Below are 20,625 nucleotides of genomic sequence, written 5' to 3'. Positions count from 1 at the left end.
TTTAAGGTTAACGGCGCGGGCCGGGCGCGGCGAGCCGACGGCGGCGCCGGGGCGAAAAAAAAGCCGCTCCGAAGAGCGGCTTGTCGCGAGTCTACAGGGAGGCATCAAACAGAGTGGACAGAAGACCCACTCAGGATCCAGACAATCTGGATGTGCTCCTTCGTACCCTGGAAAGGTTAACGGGCGGTTAAGCGCAGCGCCGTCCTCTCACGAACGCCCGTCATTCCGGGGCGCCGGAGGCGAACCCGGAATCCACGACGGGCCTCGACGCCGCATGAGGCCGCGCATCGCGGGTGGATTCCGGGTTTCGCTGCACGGCCCCGGAATGACGGCGGCGTTAATGAGCGGCGGGCACGACGGCGACCGATAGCCCCATCATTGACTTGGCCCCTCCCCTCCGCCATAAGCCGCGCCATTGCGAAGCGGCGCCCCGTCCGGGCGCCCTTCGCGTTTGCAGATCCCATTTCGAGGCTTAAGGCCGGTTCGCGCGCTGGTGAAGCGCCGCCGGGCCGTCCCCTCGGCCGCCGGAGACCCGCCATGAAGAGAACCTACCAGCCCAGCAAGCTCGTCCGGAAGCGCCGTCACGGCTTCCGCGCCCGCATGGCGACGGCCGGTGGCCGCAAGGTCATCGCCGCCCGCCGCGCGCACGGCCGCAAGCGCCTCTCGGCCTGACGGAATCCGGCGCCGCCCCTCGGCGGTGCCCTTTCGCCGCCCTGCCTCGGCATGGCCGGCCTCGGAGCGCCCGTGTCGACGATCCGCCGACTCCGGCGGCGCCCGGACTTCCTGGCCGCGGCCGGGGGCCGGCGCTTCCACACCGAGCGCATGAGCGCCCAGGGGCGTCTGCGCGAGCCGGACGAGCAGCGCGACGGCGCGCCCGCTGAGGGCCTGTTCCTCGGCTTCACCATCACCAAGCGCGTGGGCCATGCGACCGAACGCAACCGGATTCGCCGCCGCCTGCGCAGCGCGCTCGCCCTTGCGGCCGACGGCGCGCCCGAGATCGGGGCCGACGTGGTCGTGATCGCCCGCCGCCCGGCGATCGACGCGCCGTTCGAGAGCCTCGTCGAGGACCTGCGCCGAGCGCTGCGCACGGTGACCAAGCCTCCGGGCCCCAAACCATCCTCCGACCGGCCGAACCCGGCCCGCGGCCCCCGCCGCGGCCGGGATCGGCCTGCCGGCAAGCCTTCCTCTGTTATGCCTTCCTCCCTTCCCGCACCGATGGCGCCTGACGGATCGACCGATGGGTAACGACAAGACGAACATGTTCGTCGCGATCGCCTTGTCTCTGGTGGTCCTGCTCGGCTGGCACTACTTCGTGACCGGCCCGGCGACCGAGAAGCAACGGCAGCAACAGGCGGCGGCGCAGAGCCAGACCACGCAGCAGCCCGGCGGCACCTCGCCCGCCGACGGCGTGCCCGGTCCGAGCCCGCAGCAGGGCGGCCCCTCGGCGCCCGTGCCCGGCACCCTGCCGACGCCCGCCGCCGGCCCGGTCTCGCGCGAGGACGCGCTGGCCCGCTCGGCCCGCATCCGCATCGACACGCCCGCGCTCTACGGCTCGGTGGCCCTCAAGGGCGCGCGCATCGACGACGTGAGCCTGAAGAACTACCACGAGACCGTCAGCGACGAGAGCCCGCGCATCGTCCTGCTCTCGCCCACGGGCAGCCCGAACCCCTACTACGCCGAGTTCGGCTGGGTGGGGCAGAATGCCGGCCCGCTGCCCAACGCCGACACGCTGTGGAAGGCCGAGGGCGACCTGCTGGCGCCCGGCAAGCCGGTGACGCTGACCTGGGACAACGGCCAGGGCCTCGTCTTCAAGCGCATCCTCGCGGTCGACGACAAGTTCATGTTCACGGTCCGCGACGAGGTCGAGAACAAGTCGGCCAACGCCGTCACCCTCTATCCCTACAGCCTCGTCTCCCGCTGGGGTAAGCCGGTCACCCAGGGCTACTACGTGCTGCACGAGGGCCTGATCGGCTGGCTCGGCGGCGAGCGCCTGCAGGAATACAGCTACGACGCCATCGCCAAGGAGCCGGCCTACGGCGGCGCCAGCACCCACGGCAAGGCGTGGTCGAACGTGACCGGCGGCTGGGTCGGCATCACCGACAAGTACTGGGCCGCCGCCGCGATCCCCGAGCAGGACAAGCCCTATACCGGCGCCTTCACCGAGCGCACCGACGGGGCCACCAAGGTCTACCAGACCAGCGTGCGGGGCGACGCCGTCGCGGTGGCGCCGGGCGCCTCCTCGGCCTCGACGCAGCGCCTGTTCGCGGGCGCCAAGGAGGTCAACCAGATCAACGAGTACAAGCGCGAGCTGAACATCCTCGAGTTCGACTCGATGATCGACTGGGGCTGGTTCTGGTTCCTGACCAAGCCGATGTTCCGCGCGCTGGACTTCTTCTTCCACCTCGCGGGCAATTTCGGTGTTTCGATCCTGCTCGTGACCCTGATCCTGAAGATCTTCTTCCTGCCGATCGCCAACCGCTCCTACGTCTCCATGGCCAAGATGAAGGCCGTGCAGCCCGAGATGATGTCCATCCGGGAGCGGTACAAAGACGACAAGATGAAGCAGCAACAGGCGATGATGGAGCTGTACAAGAAGGAGAAGATCAATCCGGTCGCCGGCTGCTGGCCGGTGCTGATCCAGATCCCGGTCTTCTTTGCGCTCTACAAGGTGCTGTTCATCACCATCGAGATGCGGCACGCGCCGTTCTTCGGCTGGATTCAGGACCTTGCCGCGCCCGATCCGACGAGCCTCCTGAACCTGTTCGGCGCCCTTCCGTGGGCGGCGCCCGACTTCGTCCATCTCGGCGTGTGGCCGCTGATCATGGGCTTCACGATGTTCGTCCAGATGAAGATGAACCCCGCGCCGCCGGACCCGGTCCAGGCGCAGGTCTTCGCCTTCATGCCGATCATCTTCACCTTCATGCTCGGCTCGTTCCCGGCCGGTCTGGTGATCTACTGGGCCTGGAACAACACCCTCTCGGTGATCCAGCAATACGTCATCATGCGCCGCAACGGCGTGAAGGTGGAGTTATGGGACAACCTGAAGGGCACGTTCAAACGCGACAAGGGCGCCGCGGCCAAGAGCTGACGCAGGTTACTCTCCTCCCCCTTGCGGGGAGGAGCCGGAGGTGGGGGTGGTTCAGGAGAGGCCGCTTCGGTGCCTCCCGAACCACCCCCACCCCTCCCCCTCCCCGCAAGGGGGAGGGGAAAGCAGCGGCCACCCTTCATGACCCTCGCCGCCGACGAACCCACCCCCGAACTGCTGGAGGCCGGCCGCCTGCTCTTCGCGGGCGCCGCCGACTTCACCTGGGCCGCCCCCGAACTCGGGGCGCTGCCGCCGATGGAAGGCGTCGAGATCGCCTTCGCCGGGCGCTCCAACGTCGGCAAGTCGAGCCTCGTCAACGCGCTCACCGGGCGCAACACGCTGGCGCGCACCTCGCACACGCCGGGCCGCACGCAGCAGCTCAACTTCTTCCGGATCGGCGAGCGCTTCACCCTCGTGGACATGCCGGGCTACGGCTACGCCCAGGTCGAGAAGGCCAAGGTCGAGGCCTGGACCCGGCTGATTCACGCCTATCTCAAGGGCCGCTCGAACCTCGCCCGCGTCTACGTGCTGATCGATTCGCGCCACGGTCTGAAGGAGATCGACACCGCGCTGCTCGACGGGCTCGACAAGGCCGCGGTGTCCTACCAGCTCGTCCTGACCAAGGGCGACGCCCTCAAGAAATCCGAGATGGAGAAGCGCATCGCCGGCATCCACGCGGCTCTGGCCAAGCGCCCGGCGGCTTACCCCGAGGTGCTGCTGACCTCCAGCCGCGACGATCTGGGCGTGCCGGAGCTGCGTGCCAGCATCGCCCGCCTGCTGCAGGAGCGCGGCGCGTGACCGGCCTCGACCGTGTCCTCGCGGCGCTGGCCGCGCTCGCGGGCCTCCTCGGCGTCGCCGGCAGCGCGGCGGCGGCGCATACGAGCGGCGGCGAGACGCTGAAGACGGCCTCGCAATTCCTGCTGTTCCACGCCCCAGCGATCCTGGCGCTGGTGGCGCTCGCCGCCGCCGGCCTGACCCGCGGCGCCCTCACCCGCACGGCGGCGGGCGCGCTGGTCGTCGGGCTCGCGCTGTTCTCGGGCGACCTGGCGATGCGGGCGCTCGCCGGGCAGGCCCTGTTCCCGATGGCTGCACCCACGGGCGGCTTCGTGCTGATGGCCGGCTGGCTGCTGGCCGCGGTCGTCGCCCTGATCCCGTAACGGGTTCCCAAAGGGCAAGCCCTTTGGCGGGACCTCGGGGCAGAGCCCCGAGATTGGCTTCGCCGACCAGGGCTTTGCCCCGGACCCACGAAAGGACTTGTCCTTTCGAAACCTGGAGCACGCCTACGGCATCACCGGCGGGTGGTATTCCAGCGTGAAGGCCAGCGCCCAGAGCAGGAACAGCACCAGCGGCAGGTGGATGACCAGCTGCAGGAAGCTGAAGCCGACGATGTCGCGCGCCTTCAGGCCCAGGATGCCGAGCAGCGGCAGCATGAAGAACGGGTTGATGAGGTTCGGGAGCGCCTCGGCCGCGTTGTAGACCTGCACCGCCCAGCCGAGATGCACCTTCAGCTCGTTGGCCGCCTGCATCACGTAGGGCGCCTCCAACAGCCACTTGCCGCCGCCCGACGGGATGAAGAAGCCGAGCAGCGCCGAGTAGACGCCCATGGCGAGCGGGAAGCTTCCTTGCGTGTTCAGCGCGACGAAGGCGTGGGCGATCACGTCCGACAGGCTGTGGCCGGCGGCGTTCTTGGCCCCCGTCAGGATCGCCGCGATGGCGGCGTAGAACGGGAACTGAATCAGGATGCCGGCGGTGGCCGGCACCGCCTTGCCCAAGGCCACGAGAAAGCGCTTGGGCCGCCAGTGCAGCACGAAGCCGGTCATCAGGAACAGGAAGTTGTAGGTGTTGAGGCTGGAGATCGCGACCATCCAGTCCTGGCGCTGGAACTCCTGGATCAGCCAGCCGGCGGCGAGCAGGCCGATCAGCACCGTCAGGATCGGGGCGTGCTCCAGCCACTCGCCCGGTTGCTTCGGCGGCTCCACCGCCTGCTCCTCTTTGGTCACGTCGACGCCGAGATCCTGCGCCGTCACCGCGGTGTCCGGCCCCGGCGCGGAGGCGATGGCGATCACCGCCGAGATCACCACGAGGATCACGGTGATGAGCATCGACTGCCAGAGGAAGATCGTCTCGCTGAACGGGATCACGCCGGTGATCTGCAACAGCCCCGGCGGCAGGCTTTTCGGATTGGCCTGCAGCTGCGCGGCCGACGAGGACAGGCCCATCGCCCATGTGGCACCGAGGCCCAGATAGGCGGCCGCACCCGCGGCGCGGTAATCCATCCGGAGGTCGGTGCGGCGGGCGAGCGCGCGGGCCAAAAGGCCGCCGAAGATCAGGCTGAGCCCCCAGGAGAGCAGCGAGGACAGCATGGTGGCGAGGGCGATGTAGCCGATGGCGCCCCGGCCGGTCTTGGGCACCAGCGCCATCCGCTCGATCAGCGCCTGCACGGGCGCGGAGGTCGCCACCACGTAGCCGCCGATGGTGACGAACACCATCTGCATGGTGAAGGGGATCAGACTCCAGAAGCCGTCGCCGAAGCTCTTGCTCACCGCCTGGGCCGGCGCGCCGTTGATGAGCGCGGCGCCCGCCACGATCACCACCGCGATCGCCACGAACACGAAGGCGTCGGGGAACCACTTCTCCGCCCAGTCGGTGAAGCGGAGCGCGAGGCGGGCGAGCGCGCTGTCCTCGCGGCGTCGGCTGTCCGGCGTCATGATGGTCCCGTCCGCTTCCCGAGGCGCTCTTCGGGCGCCGACGGTCGAGGTATGCAGCGGAAGCGGGGGGCGCCTCAAGAGCGCGCGGGTTTCACCGGGCCGGAACGCTCAAGATTTCGGTGGGCCGGCCCTGCTGCCCCGAAAACACGCCCGCGCTCAGGGCATTGCCGTAGACCGCGCCGGTGTCGAGGTTGGTGCGGAAGCGCTTGAGCTCCGGCCCGCCGCGGGTCTGCGGCGTGTGGCCGTGGACGACATGGCGGCCGAAATCGTGCTCCGCCGAGAGGAACGGCTCGCGCATCCACAGACGGGATTCCGGATCGGGGTCCGGCACCTCGGCATCCGGCCGGAAACCGGCATGCACGTACCAGCGCAGATCGTCCGAGTGCAGGGTCGGCAATCCCTCGATCCAGTCGAGCACGTCGCCGGGGATCTCTTCGGGCCCCGCCGCATCGAACGACGTGAGGGTCGCGTCACCGCCGTTGACCCGCCAATGGTCGAGGGCTCCGGGCTCCTGCAACGTCTTCAACAGCATCGCCTCGTGGTTACCCATCAGGCAGACCACGTCGTCGGGCTCGCGCCATTGCAGTTTGCGAAGCGTCTCGATCACCCGCGCGCTGTCGGGCCCGCGGTCGATGTAGTCGCCCAGGAACACGAGTTTTTTCGCGCGCCCCGCCGCGTGGGCGTCGATGCGCTCCAAGAGCGCGTCGAGCAGGTCGGCGCAGCCATGGATGTCGCCGATGGCGTAGGTGAGCGTCTCGGCGGTCATGCTGCCGTTGTCGTCGGGATTTTTTTGCGATGCAAGACAGTCGCCTCGGTCGGGGCGAAGTCCCGCGACGGCAATCTGCAATCGGGCGATCACACAAACGTGATGATCTTACAATGGATTAAACCGAGGTTTCGATATCAGGCCCTAACCGACGCGTGTATGCAACCGCCGCCATCACGCCCGAGCGGCGGATGGGGAGGAATGAGACGATGCGTGGCCTGTTCTTGATCGGTGCGGCGCTCCTGTGCTGCGCCGCCCCCGCTGCCGGCTGGGCGCAGCAGATGCCGACGCTCCAGCGCGTCGTCGCATCGGGCCGGCCGCAACAGATCAACTTCATCACGACCATGGATCCGGACTGCCACCTGACCGGCTCAGGCGATTTCGCGGTTCTCGAAGGTCCAGCCCACGGCCGGGTCAGCATGGAACGCGGGGTCGATTTTCCCAACTACCCGCCCAACAACCCGCGCGCCCGTTGCAATACTCGCAAACTCGCGGGCAACAAGCTCATCTATCAATCGGCGCCCGGCTTCGTCGGCGAGGACGACTTCGTCCTCGAAGTGGTCGGGAAGTATGGCAGCGTGCTGCGCGCGCGCTACCACATCGCGATTCGCTGATACGACGAGCGCTTCGAGTATCGTCTCGAAAGCCGGAAACCGGCGATCGCGACGATGCTCCAGCACGACAGAAGGCCCCGGCGCGGTCTCCCGCGCCGGGGCCTTTCGCGTCAGTTCAGCAACACCCCCGCGGGCCGGCGCTCGGCGGCGATGTCGCCGATCATCAGGCCGGCGGGCCCGACCCGCACCGGCACCGCCTCGCCGTCGTGGATCGTGCCCGACAGGAGCGCCTCGGCTAGCGGGTCCTGCACGTTCTTCTGGATCACCCGCTTGAGCGGGCGCGCGCCGTAGGCCGGGTCGTAACCCTTGTCGGCGAGCCAGGTGCGGGCCTCCTCGTCGATGTCGAGGGTGATCTTGCGATCCTCCAAGAGCCGGGCGAGGCGCCCGAGCTGAATGTCGACGATCGCACCCATCTCCGAGCGCGCGAGGCGGTGGAACAGGATGATCTCGTCGACCCGGTTCAGGAATTCCGGTCGGAAGTGGTTCTTGACGACTCCCATGACCTCGTCACGGACGGCGTCGGTATCCTGGCCGGCCGGCTGACTGACGAGAAACTCGGCACCGAGGTTCGAGGTCATGATCAGCAGCGTGTTGCGGAAATCGACCGTGCGGCCCTGCCCGTCGGTCAGGCGCCCGTCGTCGAGCACCTGAAGCAGGACGTTGAACACGTCCGGATGCGCCTTCTCGACCTCGTCGAACAGCACGACCTGATACGGTCGGCGCCGCACGGCTTCCGTCAGCGCGCCGCCCTCCTCGTAGCCGACATAGCCCGGAGGCGCGCCGATGAGGCGGGCAACCGCGTGCTTCTCCATGTACTCGGACATGTCGATGCGGACCAACGCCGTGTCGTCGTCGAACAGGAAGCCGGCCAATGCCTTGGTCAACTCGGTCTTGCCCACGCCTGTGGGCCCCAGGAACATGAACGAGCCGATCGGCCGGTTCGGGTCCTGAAGACCGGCGCGGGCGCGACGCACCGCGGTCGAGACCGCTTCCACCGCCTCGCGCTGGCCGACGACGCGCTTGGCCAGCGCGTCCTCCATCGCCAAGAGCTTCTCGCGCTCGCCCTCCAGCATCTTGTCGACCGGCACGCCGGTCCAGCGCGAGACGACGCCCGCGATGTGGGCCGGCGTCACCGCCTCCTCGACCATGCCGTCGCGGGCCGCTCCGCCCTCGCCCGCCGCCTCGATCTCGGCGAGCCGCTTCTCCAGGCCGGGGATCACGCCGTAGGCGAGTTCGCCCGCGCGCTGGTACTGGCCCTGGCGTTGGGCGGCGGCGAGGTCGTTCCTCGCCTCGTCGAGCTTCTTCTTCAGCTCGGCGGCGGCCCCCAGCTTGTCCTTCTCGGCCTTCCAGCGCGCCGTGATGGTGGCGGACTGCTCCTCGAGGTCGGCAAGCTCCTTCTCCAGGCGCTGGAGCCGGTCGCGGGAGGCGGAATCCGTCTCCTTCTTCAGCGCCTCGCCCTCGATCTTCAGCCGCACGATCTCGCGGTCGACGTTGTCGAGTTCCTCCGGCTTCGAATCGACCTGCATGCGAAGCCGCGAACCCGCCTCGTCGACGAGGTCGATGGCTTTGTCCGGCAGGAAGCGGTCGGTGATGTAGCGGTTCGACAGCGTGGCCGCCGCCACCAGCGCCGAATCCTGGATGCGCACCCCGTGGTGCTGCTCGTACTTCTCCTTGATGCCGCGCAGGATCGAGACCGTGTCCGCGACGGTGGGCTCGGACACGAAGACGGGCTGGAAGCGCCGCGCCAAAGCCGCGTCCTTCTCGACATGCTTGCGGTACTCGTCGAGCGTGGTGGCGCCGACGCAGTGCAGCTCGCCGCGGGCGAGCGCGGGCTTGAGGAGGTTGGAGGCGTCCATGGCGCCGTCGGCCTTTCCGGCGCCGACCAGCGTGTGCATCTCGTCGATGAACAGGACGATCTGCCCCTCCGCGGAGGTCACCTCGGACAGCACGCCCTTCAGCCGCTCCTCGAATTCTCCGCGGTATTTGGCACCGGCGATCAGCGCGCCCATGTCCAGCGCCAGCAGGCTCTTCTCCTTCAGGCTCTCCGGCACGTCGCCGTTGACGATGCGCAGCGCCAAGCCCTCGACGATGGCGGTCTTGCCGACGCCGGGCTCGCCGATCAGCACGGGATTGTTCTTGGTGCGCCGCGACAGCACCTGGATGGTGCGGCGGATTTCTTCGTCACGGCCGATCACCGGGTCGAGCTTGCCCTCGCGGGCGGCCTCGGTGAGGTCGCGGGCGTATTTCTTCAGCGCGTCGTAGGCGTTCTCGGCCGACGCGTTGTCGGCGGTGCGGCCCTTGCGCAGCGCATTGATCGCGCCGTTGAGCGAGGCCGCGGTGACGCCCGCCGCCGCCAGGATGCGCCCGGCCTCCGAGTCCTTCTCGACTGCGAAGGCCAGGAGCAGCCGCTCGACGGTGACGTAGGAATCGCCCGCCTTCTCGGCGGCCTTTTCCGCGGTGTCGAACAGGCGCACGAGGTCGCGCGTCGCCTGCGGCTGCGCGGAATTCCCCGATACCTTCGGCTGCTTGGCGAGCCACTGCTCGGCCTGCGCCAGCGCGACGCGCGACTGGCCGCCGGCCCGGTCGATCAGCCCGGCGCAGAGCCCTTCGGAATCGTCGAGCAGGACCTTGAGGAGATGGCCGGGCGCGAGCTGCGGGTTGCCCTCGCGGACGGCGAGATTCTGCGCCGCCTGGACGAAGCCGCGGGCGCGCTCGGTGTACTTTTCGAAATTCATTCGCGTGTCCTTCCCCCGGATCGAATGTTTTCGCCCGCCTTCGCGGCACGAAAAGTCCGATGCGTTGCCCCGCGGGATCGGCCCCGCCGGAGCGCCGACGCTGTGGAAGCCGTCGGCGAGGCTGAATTGGGTGTTGCCTTTTCGTAACACAAGGGGGAGCGGACCGCCGGGACGCGGCCGTTCATGGCGGGTCTGCACCAGTGGCACGCCGCCGGCCGTTCGAGCCGGTTCCTCCGGCCGCGGGCCCCGGATCAGGCCGCGCCGGACACCGGTGACGGCATGCGCACGGCATCGCCCGCGGCCACCGTCCCGTCGGCCAGCACTTCGAGGTAGATGCCGAGATCGACATGGCCGAAATGGCGCTTGAGGTCGCGCGGGAGGGTGGTGTCCCGCGCGGCGGTGACCGGATCGACATCGACCGCGGCGCAGCGCGGCGTGCGGGCGAGGCCCCGGAAGCGGACGGTGCCGATGCCGATCTCCTGCCCGACCCAGTCCAGCTCGGCCCAGGGCGCGAGCCCGTCGACGTAGATGTTGGCGCGGAAGCGCAAAGGGTCGAGCGGCGTGCCGATCCGCTCCTCCAGGGCCCGCACCGAGGCGAGGTTGACGAACGAGACCGCCCGCATGAAGGCCGGCGAGATCACGCTGCCGTCGGTGAACTTGTGCCCGTCGGCCCGCACCAGCCGGGGGCGCCCCTTGGCGGCCGGGCCGATATAGGACTCGAAGAACCGCTCGACGGCCTCGCGGCCGGTCTCGGTCGAAAGGTCTTCGCAGAGCACGTCCTGCCCGCCCTGCACGATCGTGAGCCGACCCGTCTCCGGCTCGAACCGGGTGGCGAGCGCCGCCAGGGGCGCGTTGCCGCGCAGCATCAGGAAGTAGCCCTTGTCGAGCGGCTCCGGCGCCTGCGGATCGAACGCCGTCGTGCCGAGCGCGAGCGCATATTCGCGGTCGTGAGCGAGGCCGGCGGCGCGACTGAGGCCGAGCGCGGGTAAGGGCTCGGCCGAGAGCCCCTTCACGGGATAGCGGTACAGAGCGGTGACGTGAGCCATGCGAGCGGGTTCCCTGAGAAGGCCGCAGGCTCGCGGAACGGCGCGGCGGACGCCATCCGCAGTTCGTCGTAGGTCGAGCGCGCTTGCCAAGCCCCGGCGACCGGCTCTAGCCAAGGCGCATGACGACCGACACGCCGCGCATCGCCGCCCTCTACCGCTACCCCGTGAAGGGCCTCTCGCCGGAGGCATTGGAGAGCGCCGAGCTGGAGACGAGCGGCTACTTTCCCGGCGACCGGCTCTACGCCATCGAGAACGGGCCCTCGGGCTTCAACGCGGTGGCGCCGCGCCACCTGCCCAAGGTCGCCTACCTGATGCTGATGCGCAACGAGGCGCTGGCGCGCCTGCGCACCCGCTTCGATCCGGCCACGCATCGCCTGACGATCGAGGAGAACGGCGAGGAGGCGGTCTCGGCCGATCTGAACACGCCGGAGGGCCGGGAGGCGGTCGCCGCGTTCATGAAGGGGTTCGTGCCGCACGAGCTGCGCGGCGATCCGCGGGTGCTGGCCTCGCCGCCCGGCTACCGCTTCACGGATGCCCGCGACGGCTACGTCTCGCTCGTCAACCGGGCGAGCGTGCAGGCAATCGAGGACATGATCGGCGCCCCCGTCGACCCCTTGCGCTTCCGCGCCAACCTCTATCTCGACGGGCTGGAGGCTTGGGGCGAGTTCGACCTTCTGGGCAAGGTGCTGGAGACGCCGGACGGGGTGCGGCTGAAGCTGGTCCGCCGCACGGTGCGCTGCGCGGCGGTCAACGTCGATCCGGAGACCGGCATCCGCGATCTGGCGATCCCGCCGACGCTGTCGAAAAACCTCGGCCACAGCGATTGCGGCGTCTACGCCGAGGTGCTGAACGGCGGCACCCTGCGGGCGGGCGAGGCCCTGAGCCTCGTCGGATAGGAGCGGAAGGCGCTGCGCGCCTCAGTGGGATCGGGACGGGAACCGCAGCGGCACGGTGATCACGATTTCGGAAGTTCCGAGATCGGCGGCAGCCCGGCGCCGCCGCCAAGGCCAAGGTGTCGATGTCGGGAATGCCGGAGGACGTGTGGATCTCGGTCGCCGCGACCTCGCCCGCTCCTCTGTCGATCCGGAAGCGCACCCGCGCCATGCCGCGGGTTTCGCTGCGATCCAGTGGCGCCAGCCAACGCTGTACGACACGTTGGACAAGATCGCGTCCCTATGGGGCACGGCCTGCCAACGGTTCTGGACTAAGCCATTGATATGTATGGGGATTGCGGAAAGTTAGGTGGCGGAGGGAGCGGGATTCGAACCCGCGATACCGTTTCCGGTATACACACTTTCCAGGCGTGCGCCTTCAACCACTCGGCCACCCCTCCGGGGCCCGCCGGGAACCGCCGTGAGCGCTCGGGCTCGGTGCGGTCCCGCGCGGCGGGCGCCGTGCTGTAGCCGGGGCGTCGGCTTCTGGCAAGCGGGAGCGGGCCACTCTCGATCGATCGCCGCGCAGGCGTCCGATTCGCTTGCCGGGGCCGGCGCCCCGCTTCGTCAGGCGATGTGGCGCGGGCGCTCCACCGGAGTGCCCGGCGGGACCGGGGCGCGGGGGATGGCCGGGGACGCGGGTGCCGTCGTGGACGGGGTCGCGGGCGCGGAGGAACCGGCTCCGGTCTCGAGGAAGCCGGGCTTCGACCCAGGGACGGCCTCGGCGGTAGCATCGGCGGGGGCCGGCGGCGGAGCGGCCGGCGCCGGAGCGGCCGGGAGCGGCGCGGCGGGGGCCGGAGCGCCGGCAGGGAGAGAGGCCGCCTCGATCCGGTGGGCCTCGGCTTCCGGAGCCCCGGAGGCCTCCTCGTCCTCGGGCGCCGCCAGGATTTCCGGCGGCGTCTTCCAGACGAAGGCGTCGAGGCGGCCGGTCGCCGGGGAGACCGGGGCCCAGCGCTCGGAGATCACGCCGTCGGCCACCCAGGCCGGATCGCGCGGCGCGCGGGCCGCGCGGGCGAGCCACTCGCGGGAACGCCCGCTGTCGGCCCCGTGCTCGGCGGCCTCGATCCGCGCCATCATCCGGCAGACCCGCACGGTCGGGCGGTCGTCGAGCAGCGGCGCCAGCGTGTCGCGGGCACGGCCGAACTCCTTGGCCTCGGCCGCGGCCTGGGCCAGCACCAGCCGGGCCTCCGGGTCCCAGGACGAGAGCTTGGCCAGCGTCTCGGCGCGGGCCACGCGGTCGCGGGCGGCATCGCCCGCGCGCAGGTTGAGGTAGACCTTGCCCAACTCGGGATGCGGCGTCGCCTTCCAGGCGGCCTCGAGGATCTTGGCGGCCTTGCGCAGGTCGTTGCGGCGCGCCAGCAGGCGCCCGGCGATGACGGCGGCCGGCACGAGGTCGGGAGCGAGCTTGACCGCCTTGAGCGCCTGCTCGGTGGCGGTGTCGGGGGCGCCGGCCTCGTTGCTCTGGGCGGCGGCGGTGAGCAGCACGGCGCGCTGGCGACGGGCCGCGTGCTTGTCCATCAGGCCCAGCGAGGCGCGCCGCTCCACCGTCTCGGTCGCGGCCGACCAGTCGCCGTCGGCGCAATGGGCCTCCATCACCGCCTCGTTGGCCCAGGTGACGCTGGGCGCAAGGCGCGCGGCCTCCACGGCATAGGCGCGGGCGGTGCCCTCGTCCTCGCGGCGGCGGGCCTCGACGAACAGGCCGCGCAGACCCAGCACCCGCGTCTCGGGCTCGTCGGCCATGCTGCGGAAGGCGCGCTCGGCGGCGTCGCGGTCGCCCGAGATCTGGGCGGCCTGCGCCTTGAGCAGCAGCGTCAGCGGCTGCGACCCGAGCAGCCGCTCGGCGTCGCTGGCGTGGCGGCGCGCCGCCAGCGGATCGCCCGAGCCCACCGCGATCATGCCGCGGGAGAGCGAGGCGAGGCCCTTGTTGCGGCGGCGCTCACGGGTGGAGCGGCTGATGCTCGCCGGCAGGCCGATCACGCCGGTGACGATCGCCCAGATCAGGGCGACCACGATCGCCGCCACCAGCACGCCGGTCAGCGCGATGGCGAGGCTCATCTGGACGTCGTAGCCGCCCCAGGCGACGTTCACGGTGCCCGGATGGTCGGCGATCCACACGGCCCCGTAGGCCGCGAGGGCCAGGAGGGCCAGGAAAACGAGGGCGCGCCACATGGGTCAGGGCCTCCTTGGAAGCACGGCGAGCGGGCGCTCGCGGCCCGGCGGACAAGCAGGAAGAAGGTAATGAGGGCGCGCGGAACGCGGACCCGTCATCGTGAAAGCAACCGGACGATGCCGAACATCATCGCCCAGATTACGCCGAACACCGTCACCGCCGCCGATACGATGATCAGCGCAATGCCAAGGCTCATTCGAATATCGTAGCCGTTCCAGACGAGAACGATGATGCGCTGACCATCGGTCGCCAAGAAGACTCCGAAGAGCACGATGTTCACGAGAACCACGAAGATGAGGATGTAGCGCACCGTTCAGGGCATCTCGGCAATGAGAGCGCGCAAGGGATTGAAGCCCGCGTGCATCGCTCTCGTCATGAGGTGGCCCGGAAACCGGGCTCTTCGTCGAAAACACCGCCATCGGCCGGAAGGGTCCTAGCGCGCCGGAGGAAGGCCGGTGAAGGCGTCGGCGAGCAGCGATTGCGCCGCCTTGCCGGCCTCGGCCCGAGCCGTCAGGCGCGCGCCGAAATCGCCAGCCTGCGCCTTCGCATCCTCTGGCAGAGCCGCGAAGGCCGCCGCCGCCGCGGGCAGGTCGCCGCCGTCGAGGGCGGCCTGGACCTGCGCAGTCGAGCCCTCGGAGCCGCCGCCCGCGGTGCCCTGGCCTTGAGCCGGGGCGTCGGCGCGCTTCACCTGCACGAGGGACGTCGCCATGTTCATCAGCCGGTCGCCGACGCTGCCGCTCTCGGCCACCGCCTTGGCCTGAGCGGCGCGCTTGGCCTCGGCGATCCGGGCCGCGATGCCGCGGAACTCGGCGGCGAGCTTGGCGGCCGTCGGCGCGCCCTTGTCGGCGAAAGCGCCAAGCGCCGCGACGCGCTTCGAATCCGCCGGCTCCCCGTTGCGCAGGCTGGCGAGCGCCTCCGGATAGGGCTGGCCGGCGTCGAGGGCGGTGGCGATGCGGTCGGCCGCGACGATCCGCAGCGCCGATTGCACCGTCGCCGCCTTGGCGGTCTGGTCCAGCGCCTTGTCGAGGGCGGCGAGCTTGTCGCCCTGCTCCTGCAGCCGGCGGTCGATGCCCTTCGCGGTCTCCTCGGCGCGGGCCTGGGACGCCTCCGCCGCCTGCTTGCCGGCCTGGGTCGCCTCTTGCACGGCCTGGGTCGCGGCGCCGACCTTGGCGTCCAGCGATGCCTGCATCGCGTCGAGACGCTTGGCGAGGCCGGCATCGGCGGTCTCGTTGGCCTTGGTGCGGCTCTCGATCTCGCCCTGGAGCGCGGTGAGCTTCTGGCTGAGGTCGGGCGCGGGGCCCGCGTCCTTGCCCGCGGCTTCGAGGGTCTTGATCCGCTCGTCCAGCGCCGCGAGCGCGGTGCCGTCGCTCGGTTGCGCCTGCACCGCCTTGGGCTCGGCGTTGCCGTCGCGGCCCGGCTCCTCCTGGAGCGCCGAGACGCGCTGGTCGAGGGCGTCGAGGCGGGCGGTCAGGTCGGCGGGCACGGCCGGTGCGGGCGCCGCGCCCTCACCGGCGGGAGCGGCGGCGACCGGCGCGGTGGCGGCCTTCTGCAGCGCGTCCTGCGCCTTGTCGGCCGCGGCCTTGGCGGCAGCCTCGGCGCGCTTGATCGCCTCGGGCAGCGGCTTCAGGGCCTGATCGTTGGCGGCGATGCGCTTGTCGAGCCCGGCGACGGACTCCTTGGTGGCGAGCCCCGCCACCGCCTTGTCGAGGCTCGAATCCCCGGAGCGCTGGAAGGTCGTGACGCCGTAGAGCAGGCCGGCACCGATCAGCCCGCCGAGCAGCCCGGAGGCCGCCACCGCGCCGAGGCCCGGCCCCGCCTTCGCCGCCGTCGGGGGGGTGGACCCGGCCGTGCCGCGGGTCGCGTCCTTCACGGCATCCTTGGCCGCATCCTTGGCCGCATCCTTGGCCGCATCCGGCCGCACTCCGCCCTTGCCGGCCTCGGCCGGGTCGGGGACGCGCTTGGCCTTCATGTCGAGGATCGGCCCGTCGGTCAGCGAGGCGGTCTCGGTCACGCGGGTCGGCCCCGCGCCGGACGGGCCGGAGGAGGAACCGGACGGGCTCGCGCCGGACGGCTTGGTATCCGTAGCTTTGGCGCCGGAGGGCGGGGCATCGGGCCTGATCGCGCTGCTGCCGGTCGCGCCGGCCTTGGCCGGGCTGTCGGGCTTCGGCTCGTCCGGCTTCGTCGTCGCGCCGACGGGCGGCACCGCGCTGCTGCCGGTGGCGCCGGGCTTCAGCGGCGCGCTGCCGGCCGGCGCGCTCGATGGGGCGCCGGTCGAGGACGGCACGGCGCCTGCGGGCTTAATGGGGTCGGACGGCTTGGGGCCGGAGCCCACAGGCGGCACGGGGCTGCCGCTCGTGCCGGGCTTGGGCGGGCCGCCGGCGGAGGCGCTCGACGATGCCCCCGTGGTCGGGGACGACGGAGCGGCGCCCGCGGGCTTGCCCGGCTCCGACGGCCTACTGGGCTCCGAAGGCTTGTAGGGCTCCGAAGGCTTGTTGAGTTCCGAAGGCTTGGCCCCCACCGGCGGCACGACACTGCTGCCGGTCGAGCCGGGCTTGAGGGGCTCGGCCGGCCGCGCGTCCTGGGGGCGGCCGGAGGTGCCGGGCGTCCCGCGGCCCGAGGACGGGCCGCCGCCGGACAAGGCGCTGCTGCCGGTCGGGCCGGGCTTTGCGGGCTCGGACTTGTTGAACTCGGGCTTGCCCGAGGGCGGGACCGTGCCGGGCTTGGTGGAGGCGGGGGACGCGCCCTTGTCCGCAGGCTTCGGACCATCCTTGGGTGAGTTCACCGGCGTTCGCTCCCTTGGCCACCTTCGAGGCACCGCGCTCCCATAGAGCGGTCGGGCGGCGCCATCCATCCGAAATCGTTCCGCGTCCGACCTCGGACCTCACCCCGGCGCCTGGCGGGCGGGGGATGGTCGATCCGAGGGCGGAAGGCCGGCGAGGAGGGCGTCCTCGCTCGGTCGCGTCGCCACAAAATGGGCCGCGAGTCCGAACTCGGCCAGTCCTGCGGCCACGTCCGGCGACAGGCAGTAATGATTCAGGGCCCGAAACGCTCCCATGAGACCCGCCTCCCGGCACAGTTCGGCGGCCGCGCGGGCGCTGCGCCTTGAGAAATGCAGGACCGCCGCCGGCCCCGCGCTTTCCCCGTCGCGCAGCGCCCGCGCCGCGACCTCCGGCAGGGCGCCTTCCGCCCGCGCGGCGTAGGCGGTCCACACGGCGACGGAGAACCCCGCCGCCGCGAGGCTTGCCGCCGGCTCCGCCTTCCGGTCCTCTCCCGCGGCGTGGAGCAGGCTGCTTCCCGGGCGCAGGGTCTTCGTCACCAGGGCGGCGAGGTCGACCGCATCGCCCTCGGCGCAGCGGATGTGCGAAAAACCCGCCCGCCGGGCCCGCTCGGCGGTGCGGGCGCCGACGGCGAAGACCGGGAGGTCGCGCGGCACGCCCTCGGTCGCCGGCACGGCGTTGCCGCTCGTCAGGATCAGCCCGTCGAACCCGCCCTGCGGCGGGGGCGCCCCGGTCGGGACGATGCGCAGCACCGGCGCGACCAGGGCGGCGTGGCCGAGCGCTTCGAGGCGCCGGGCCGTGCGCGCGGCGCCGGGCTCGGGCCGTGACACCCAGATCCGCATTCGACCGTTCCCCCGACCCTACCCCGCCGTCCCCGCGCGGGCGCCGCTCCACCGAAAGCGCCGGACCTTCCCTGTCGGAAGCCGCGGTTTTTGCGTAGACCTCGCCTGCGAGGCCGGGAAGGTGGCGCGCGGGGTTCCGCCGCGCAACCGCACGGCCCACACGATCGAAGGTCGGTCGAAGATCCAGCGAAGGCCCGTTGAAGACCCGATGAAAATCCTCGGCATCGAGACGACCTGCGACGAGACCGCCGCCGCCGTCGTCGCCCTCGACGAGGGCGAGCGCGGACACATCCTGTCCAATGAAATCCTGAGCCAGATCGCCGAGCATGCGGCCTATGGCGGCGTGGTGCCCGAGATCGCCGCGCGCGCCCATGTCGAGGTGCTCGACCGGCTGATCGCCCGCGCCCTGGAGCGGGCCGGCACCGGCCTCTCGGACCTCGACGGCATCGCGGTCGCCGCCGGGCCCGGCCTGATCGGCGGCGTGCTGGTCGGGCTCGTCACCGCCAAGACGCTGGCGCTGGTGGCGCGCAAGCCGCTGCTGGCGGTCAACCATCTGGAGGCGCACGCGCTGACGCCGCGCCTCACCGACGGGCTCGCCTTCCCCTACCTGCTGCTGCTGGCCTCGGGCGGCCACACCCAGCTCGTCGCGGTCAAGGGCGTGGGCGACTACGTCCGCCTCGGCACCACCATCGACGACGCCATCGGCGAGGCCTTCGACAAGGTCGCGAAGCTGTTGGGGCTGGCCTATCCCGGCGGGCCGGAGGTGGAGCGGCTGGCCGAGAGCGGCGACCCGGAGCGCTTCGCCCTGCCGCGGCCGATGCTGGGGCGGCGCGAGGCCGATTTCTCGCTCTCCGGGCTCAAGACGGCGCTGCGCATCGAGGCCGAGCGCCTCGCCCCGCTGGCGAGCCGGGACGTGGCCGATCTCTGCGCGGGCTTCCAGGCCGCGGTGGTCGACGTGGTGGTGGACCGCGTCCGGGTGGCTTTGCGCGGCTTCGGATCGGTCGCCGGCCATCCGACCGCGCTCGTGGCGGCCGGCGGCGTCGCCGCCAACGGCGCGATCCGCCGGGCGCTCGCCGCCCAGGCCGGCGAGGTGGGCCTCAGCTTCGTCGCCCCGCCGCTGCCGCTGTGCGGCGACAACGGCGCGATGATCGCCTGGGCCGGGCTGGAGCGGCTGCGCCTCGGTCTGGTCGACGATCTCACGGCGCCGGCACGCGCGCGTTGGCCCTTCGCCACGGCGTCCTGATGATCGGCCTCAAGCGCCGGCGGCCGCGTCCGCGGCCTTAGGCTGCTCGCTTCGCGCCCGGCCATCCGGCCGTTCCTGTTTCGAGCGGCGATCCCGGCCGCATGCTGCCCGGCTCAGCCGATCGCGCGGGCCGCCGACGTCACCTTCTGCACCGAGCCGTCGATCTCGCCCGCGGCCTCCGCGATGCCCTGCGCGTTGCGCCGGACCGCGTCGACGCTGCGGGCGGCGACCTGCATGTTGGTCGAGATCTCCTGGGTGACGGCGGCCTGCTCGGTCACCGCCGAGGACACGCTCATCGAGATCTCGGACAGGTTGCCGATCGTGGCGGCGATCGCCCGGATCGCCTCGACGGCGCGGTTGGTCGAATCCTGCACCGCCGCGATCTGATGGCCGATATCCTCGGTCGCCCGCGAGGACTGGCTCGCCAGCGCCTTCACCTCGGTGGCGACCACGGCGAAGCCGCGGCCGGCCTGCCCGGCGCGGGCCGCCTCGATGGTGGCGTTGAGCGCCAAGAGGTTGGTCTGGTCGGCGATCGAGCGGATCACCGAGACGACCTCGCCGATCCGCTCGGCGGCCGACGTGAGGCCGACGACGATGCCGCTCGCCTCCTCGGCCCGGATCACGGCCTCGTCCGAGGCGCCCTTGGCCTGCGCCGCGTGCCGGCTGATCTCGGAGATCGAGGCGGCGAATTCCTCGGAGCCCGCGGCCACCGCCTGGACGTTGCCCGAGGTCACCGCCACCGCGTCGGCCGTCTCCTTGGCCTGACGGGTCACGTCGGACATCGCCAGCGTGATGTCGCCGAGTTCGCTCTGGATCGCGCGCTGCCCTTCGGCGCGGCGGAGGCGGTCGGCGACCTGCGTGGTGACGTCGCTGGCGAACTTCACCACGGCGCAGGGACGGCCCTCGCTGTCGAAGATCGGGTTGTAGGAGCCGTAGATCCAGACCTCGCGCCCGCCCTTGGCGATCCGCCGGAACTCGCCGGCCCGGTACTGCCCCGCGCCGAGCGCCGTCCAGAAGGTCGCGTACTCCGCGCCCGCGGCCTCCTCGGAATCGACGAACAGGCTGTGATGACGGCCGCGGATCTCGTCGAGCCGGTAGCCCATCGCTTCCAAGAACTTGTCGTTGGCGTCGGTGATGGTGCCCTCGGGCGTGAAGTGGATCACGGCTTGCGAGCGGTTGATGGCCGCGATCTGGGCCTCGTAGAAGGCGTTGCGCTGGGTCTGGGCCGAGATGTCGGCAGCGAACTTCACGACCTTGAACGGGCGCCCGCGCCGGTCGAGCACGGGATTGTAGGACGCCTGGATCCAGATCGAACGCCCGTCCTTGGCGATCCGCCGGAACTCGCCCGAGCGGAACTCGCCGCGGCGAAGCCCATCCCAGAATTCCCGGTAGGCGGCGTCGTCGCGCTCGGCCTCCGGCATCAGCTGGGCGTGCTTGCGGCCCCGCAACTCGTCGAGGCTGTAGCCGATGAGGGCCAGGAAGGTCGCGTTGGCGTCGGTGATCGTGCCGTCGAGCGCGAACTCGATCCGACCCATGGAGCGGTCGATCGAGGCGACGAGCGAGCCGGAATCGGAACGGAACAACGACACGGCGTCTTCTCCACGGCGCCACGGCCGGCGCCGACCGTTATATTGCAGCGAATTGTTGTTGATTCATTAATCAGCCAGGAATCGACCAACTTAAGCAGACGCCGCAGCTTCGATTGAA

At 71.0% G+C, this 20,625-nt stretch carries 17 protein-coding genes and 1 tRNA gene; 8 read left to right on the top strand and 10 right to left on the bottom strand.

Annotated elements, in window-relative coordinates:
• Positions 1-537: 537 nt before the first annotated feature.
• The 5 genes from rpmH (at position 538) to HNR00_RS08055 (ending at position 4,242) form a co-directional block, all read left to right on the top strand.
• Positions 538-672 (top strand): 50S ribosomal protein L34, encoded by a 135-nt coding sequence (gene rpmH, locus HNR00_RS08075; RefSeq protein WP_012253788.1) that lies wholly within the window; start codon positions 538-540, stop codon positions 670-672.
• 72 nt (positions 673-744) lie between these two features.
• The gene (gene rnpA, locus HNR00_RS08070) at positions 745-1,245 is read left to right on the top strand and encodes a ribonuclease P protein component (RefSeq protein ID WP_183567630.1); all 501 of its coding nucleotides are present in this window, start codon (positions 745-747) and stop codon (positions 1,243-1,245) included.
• A complete protein-coding gene (gene yidC / locus HNR00_RS08065; RefSeq protein ID WP_183567626.1) occupies positions 1,238-3,088 on the top strand; it encodes a membrane protein insertase YidC in 1,851 nt (616 codons plus the stop codon). Before rnpA ends, yidC begins: the two co-directional genes overlap by 8 nt.
• Before the next feature lie 138 nt (positions 3,089-3,226).
• Positions 3,227-3,883, top strand: a complete 657-nt coding sequence (gene yihA / locus HNR00_RS08060; RefSeq protein ID WP_183567623.1) for a ribosome biogenesis GTP-binding protein YihA/YsxC — start codon at positions 3,227-3,229, stop codon at positions 3,881-3,883.
• A complete protein-coding gene (locus HNR00_RS08055; protein WP_183567620.1) occupies positions 3,880-4,242 on the top strand; it encodes a DUF423 domain-containing protein in 363 nt (120 codons plus the stop codon). Before yihA ends, HNR00_RS08055 begins: the two co-directional genes overlap by 4 nt.
• Positions 4,243-4,365: 123 nt before the next feature.
• Here HNR00_RS08055 and HNR00_RS08050 read toward each other — a convergent pair whose 3' ends face one another.
• The gene (locus tag HNR00_RS08050) at positions 4,366-5,793 is read right to left on the bottom strand and encodes a short-chain fatty acid transporter (protein WP_183567617.1); all 1,428 of its coding nucleotides are present in this window, start codon (positions 5,791-5,793) and stop codon (positions 4,366-4,368) included.
• A 91-nt stretch (positions 5,794-5,884) separates the two neighbouring features.
• Complete coding sequence (locus HNR00_RS08045; RefSeq protein ID WP_183567614.1) at positions 5,885-6,559, bottom strand: metallophosphoesterase family protein; 675 nt, start codon at positions 6,557-6,559, stop codon at positions 5,885-5,887.
• Between the two features lie 209 nt (positions 6,560-6,768).
• Here HNR00_RS08045 and HNR00_RS08040 point away from each other — a divergent pair, with 209 nt between their 5' ends.
• Positions 6,769-7,173, top strand: coding sequence for a hypothetical protein (locus HNR00_RS08040; protein ID WP_183567609.1), 405 nt, complete (start codon positions 6,769-6,771; stop codon positions 7,171-7,173).
• 110 nt (positions 7,174-7,283) lie between these two features.
• Here HNR00_RS08040 and clpB read toward each other — a convergent pair whose 3' ends face one another.
• Together clpB and HNR00_RS08030 are read right to left on the bottom strand one after the other, a co-directional pair.
• Positions 7,284-9,908 carry an ATP-dependent chaperone ClpB gene (clpB, locus tag HNR00_RS08035; protein ID WP_183567606.1) on the bottom strand — a complete coding sequence of 875 codons (2,625 nt, stop codon included), beginning with the start codon at positions 9,906-9,908 and terminating at the stop codon, positions 7,284-7,286.
• A gap of 251 nt (positions 9,909-10,159) precedes the next feature.
• Entirely contained in the window at positions 10,160-10,954 is a 795-nt protein-coding gene (locus HNR00_RS08030; RefSeq protein ID WP_183567602.1) for an MOSC domain-containing protein, read from the bottom strand.
• A gap of 119 nt (positions 10,955-11,073) precedes the next feature.
• On the opposite strand from HNR00_RS08030, the gene HNR00_RS08025 reads away from it, so the two are divergent.
• Positions 11,074-11,850, top strand: coding sequence for an MOSC domain-containing protein (locus HNR00_RS08025; RefSeq protein ID WP_183567599.1), 777 nt, complete (start codon positions 11,074-11,076; stop codon positions 11,848-11,850).
• 347 nt (positions 11,851-12,197) lie between these two features.
• Here the strand turns inward: HNR00_RS08025 and HNR00_RS08020 are convergent.
• The 5 genes from HNR00_RS08020 to HNR00_RS08000 form a co-directional block, all read right to left on the bottom strand.
• Positions 12,198-12,287: transfer RNA gene (locus HNR00_RS08020), tRNA-Ser, on the bottom strand.
• A gap of 166 nt (positions 12,288-12,453) precedes the next feature.
• Positions 12,454-14,055, bottom strand: a complete 1,602-nt coding sequence (locus HNR00_RS08015; RefSeq protein ID WP_183567596.1) for a heme biosynthesis protein HemY — start codon at positions 14,053-14,055, stop codon at positions 12,454-12,456.
• Between the two features lie 95 nt (positions 14,056-14,150).
• Positions 14,151-14,366: a hypothetical protein gene (locus HNR00_RS08010; protein ID WP_183567593.1), complete on the bottom strand. Its 216-nt coding sequence runs from the start codon at positions 14,364-14,366 to the stop codon at positions 14,151-14,153.
• A 123-nt stretch (positions 14,367-14,489) separates the two neighbouring features.
• Complete coding sequence (locus HNR00_RS08005) at positions 14,490-16,838, bottom strand: COG4223 family protein (RefSeq protein WP_183567590.1); 2,349 nt, start codon at positions 16,836-16,838, stop codon at positions 14,490-14,492.
• A 99-nt stretch (positions 16,839-16,937) separates the two neighbouring features.
• Positions 16,938-17,675 (bottom strand): uroporphyrinogen-III synthase, encoded by a 738-nt coding sequence (locus tag HNR00_RS08000; RefSeq protein WP_183567586.1) that lies wholly within the window; start codon positions 17,673-17,675, stop codon positions 16,938-16,940.
• 208 nt (positions 17,676-17,883) lie between these two features.
• Between HNR00_RS08000 and tsaD the strand changes: the two genes are divergently transcribed.
• On the top strand, positions 17,884-18,918 hold the full coding sequence (tsaD, locus tag HNR00_RS07995; RefSeq protein ID WP_183567583.1) for a tRNA (adenosine(37)-N6)-threonylcarbamoyltransferase complex transferase subunit TsaD: 1,035 nt from the start codon (positions 17,884-17,886) through the stop codon (positions 18,916-18,918).
• A gap of 113 nt (positions 18,919-19,031) precedes the next feature.
• On the opposite strand, the gene HNR00_RS07990 is transcribed toward tsaD, so the two are convergent.
• Positions 19,032-20,453, bottom strand: coding sequence for a methyl-accepting chemotaxis protein (locus tag HNR00_RS07990; protein WP_210306372.1), 1,422 nt, complete (start codon positions 20,451-20,453; stop codon positions 19,032-19,034).
• Positions 20,454-20,625 lie beyond the last annotated feature (172 nt).

The organism is Methylorubrum rhodinum (genome assembly GCF_014199935.1).
In the GTDB taxonomy this organism is placed as follows: Bacteria; Pseudomonadota; Alphaproteobacteria; order Rhizobiales; family Beijerinckiaceae; genus Methylobacterium; species Methylobacterium rhodinum.
The sequence above is the reverse complement of the archived record's forward strand: the minus strand, read 5'-3'. Positions and strand labels throughout refer to the sequence as shown.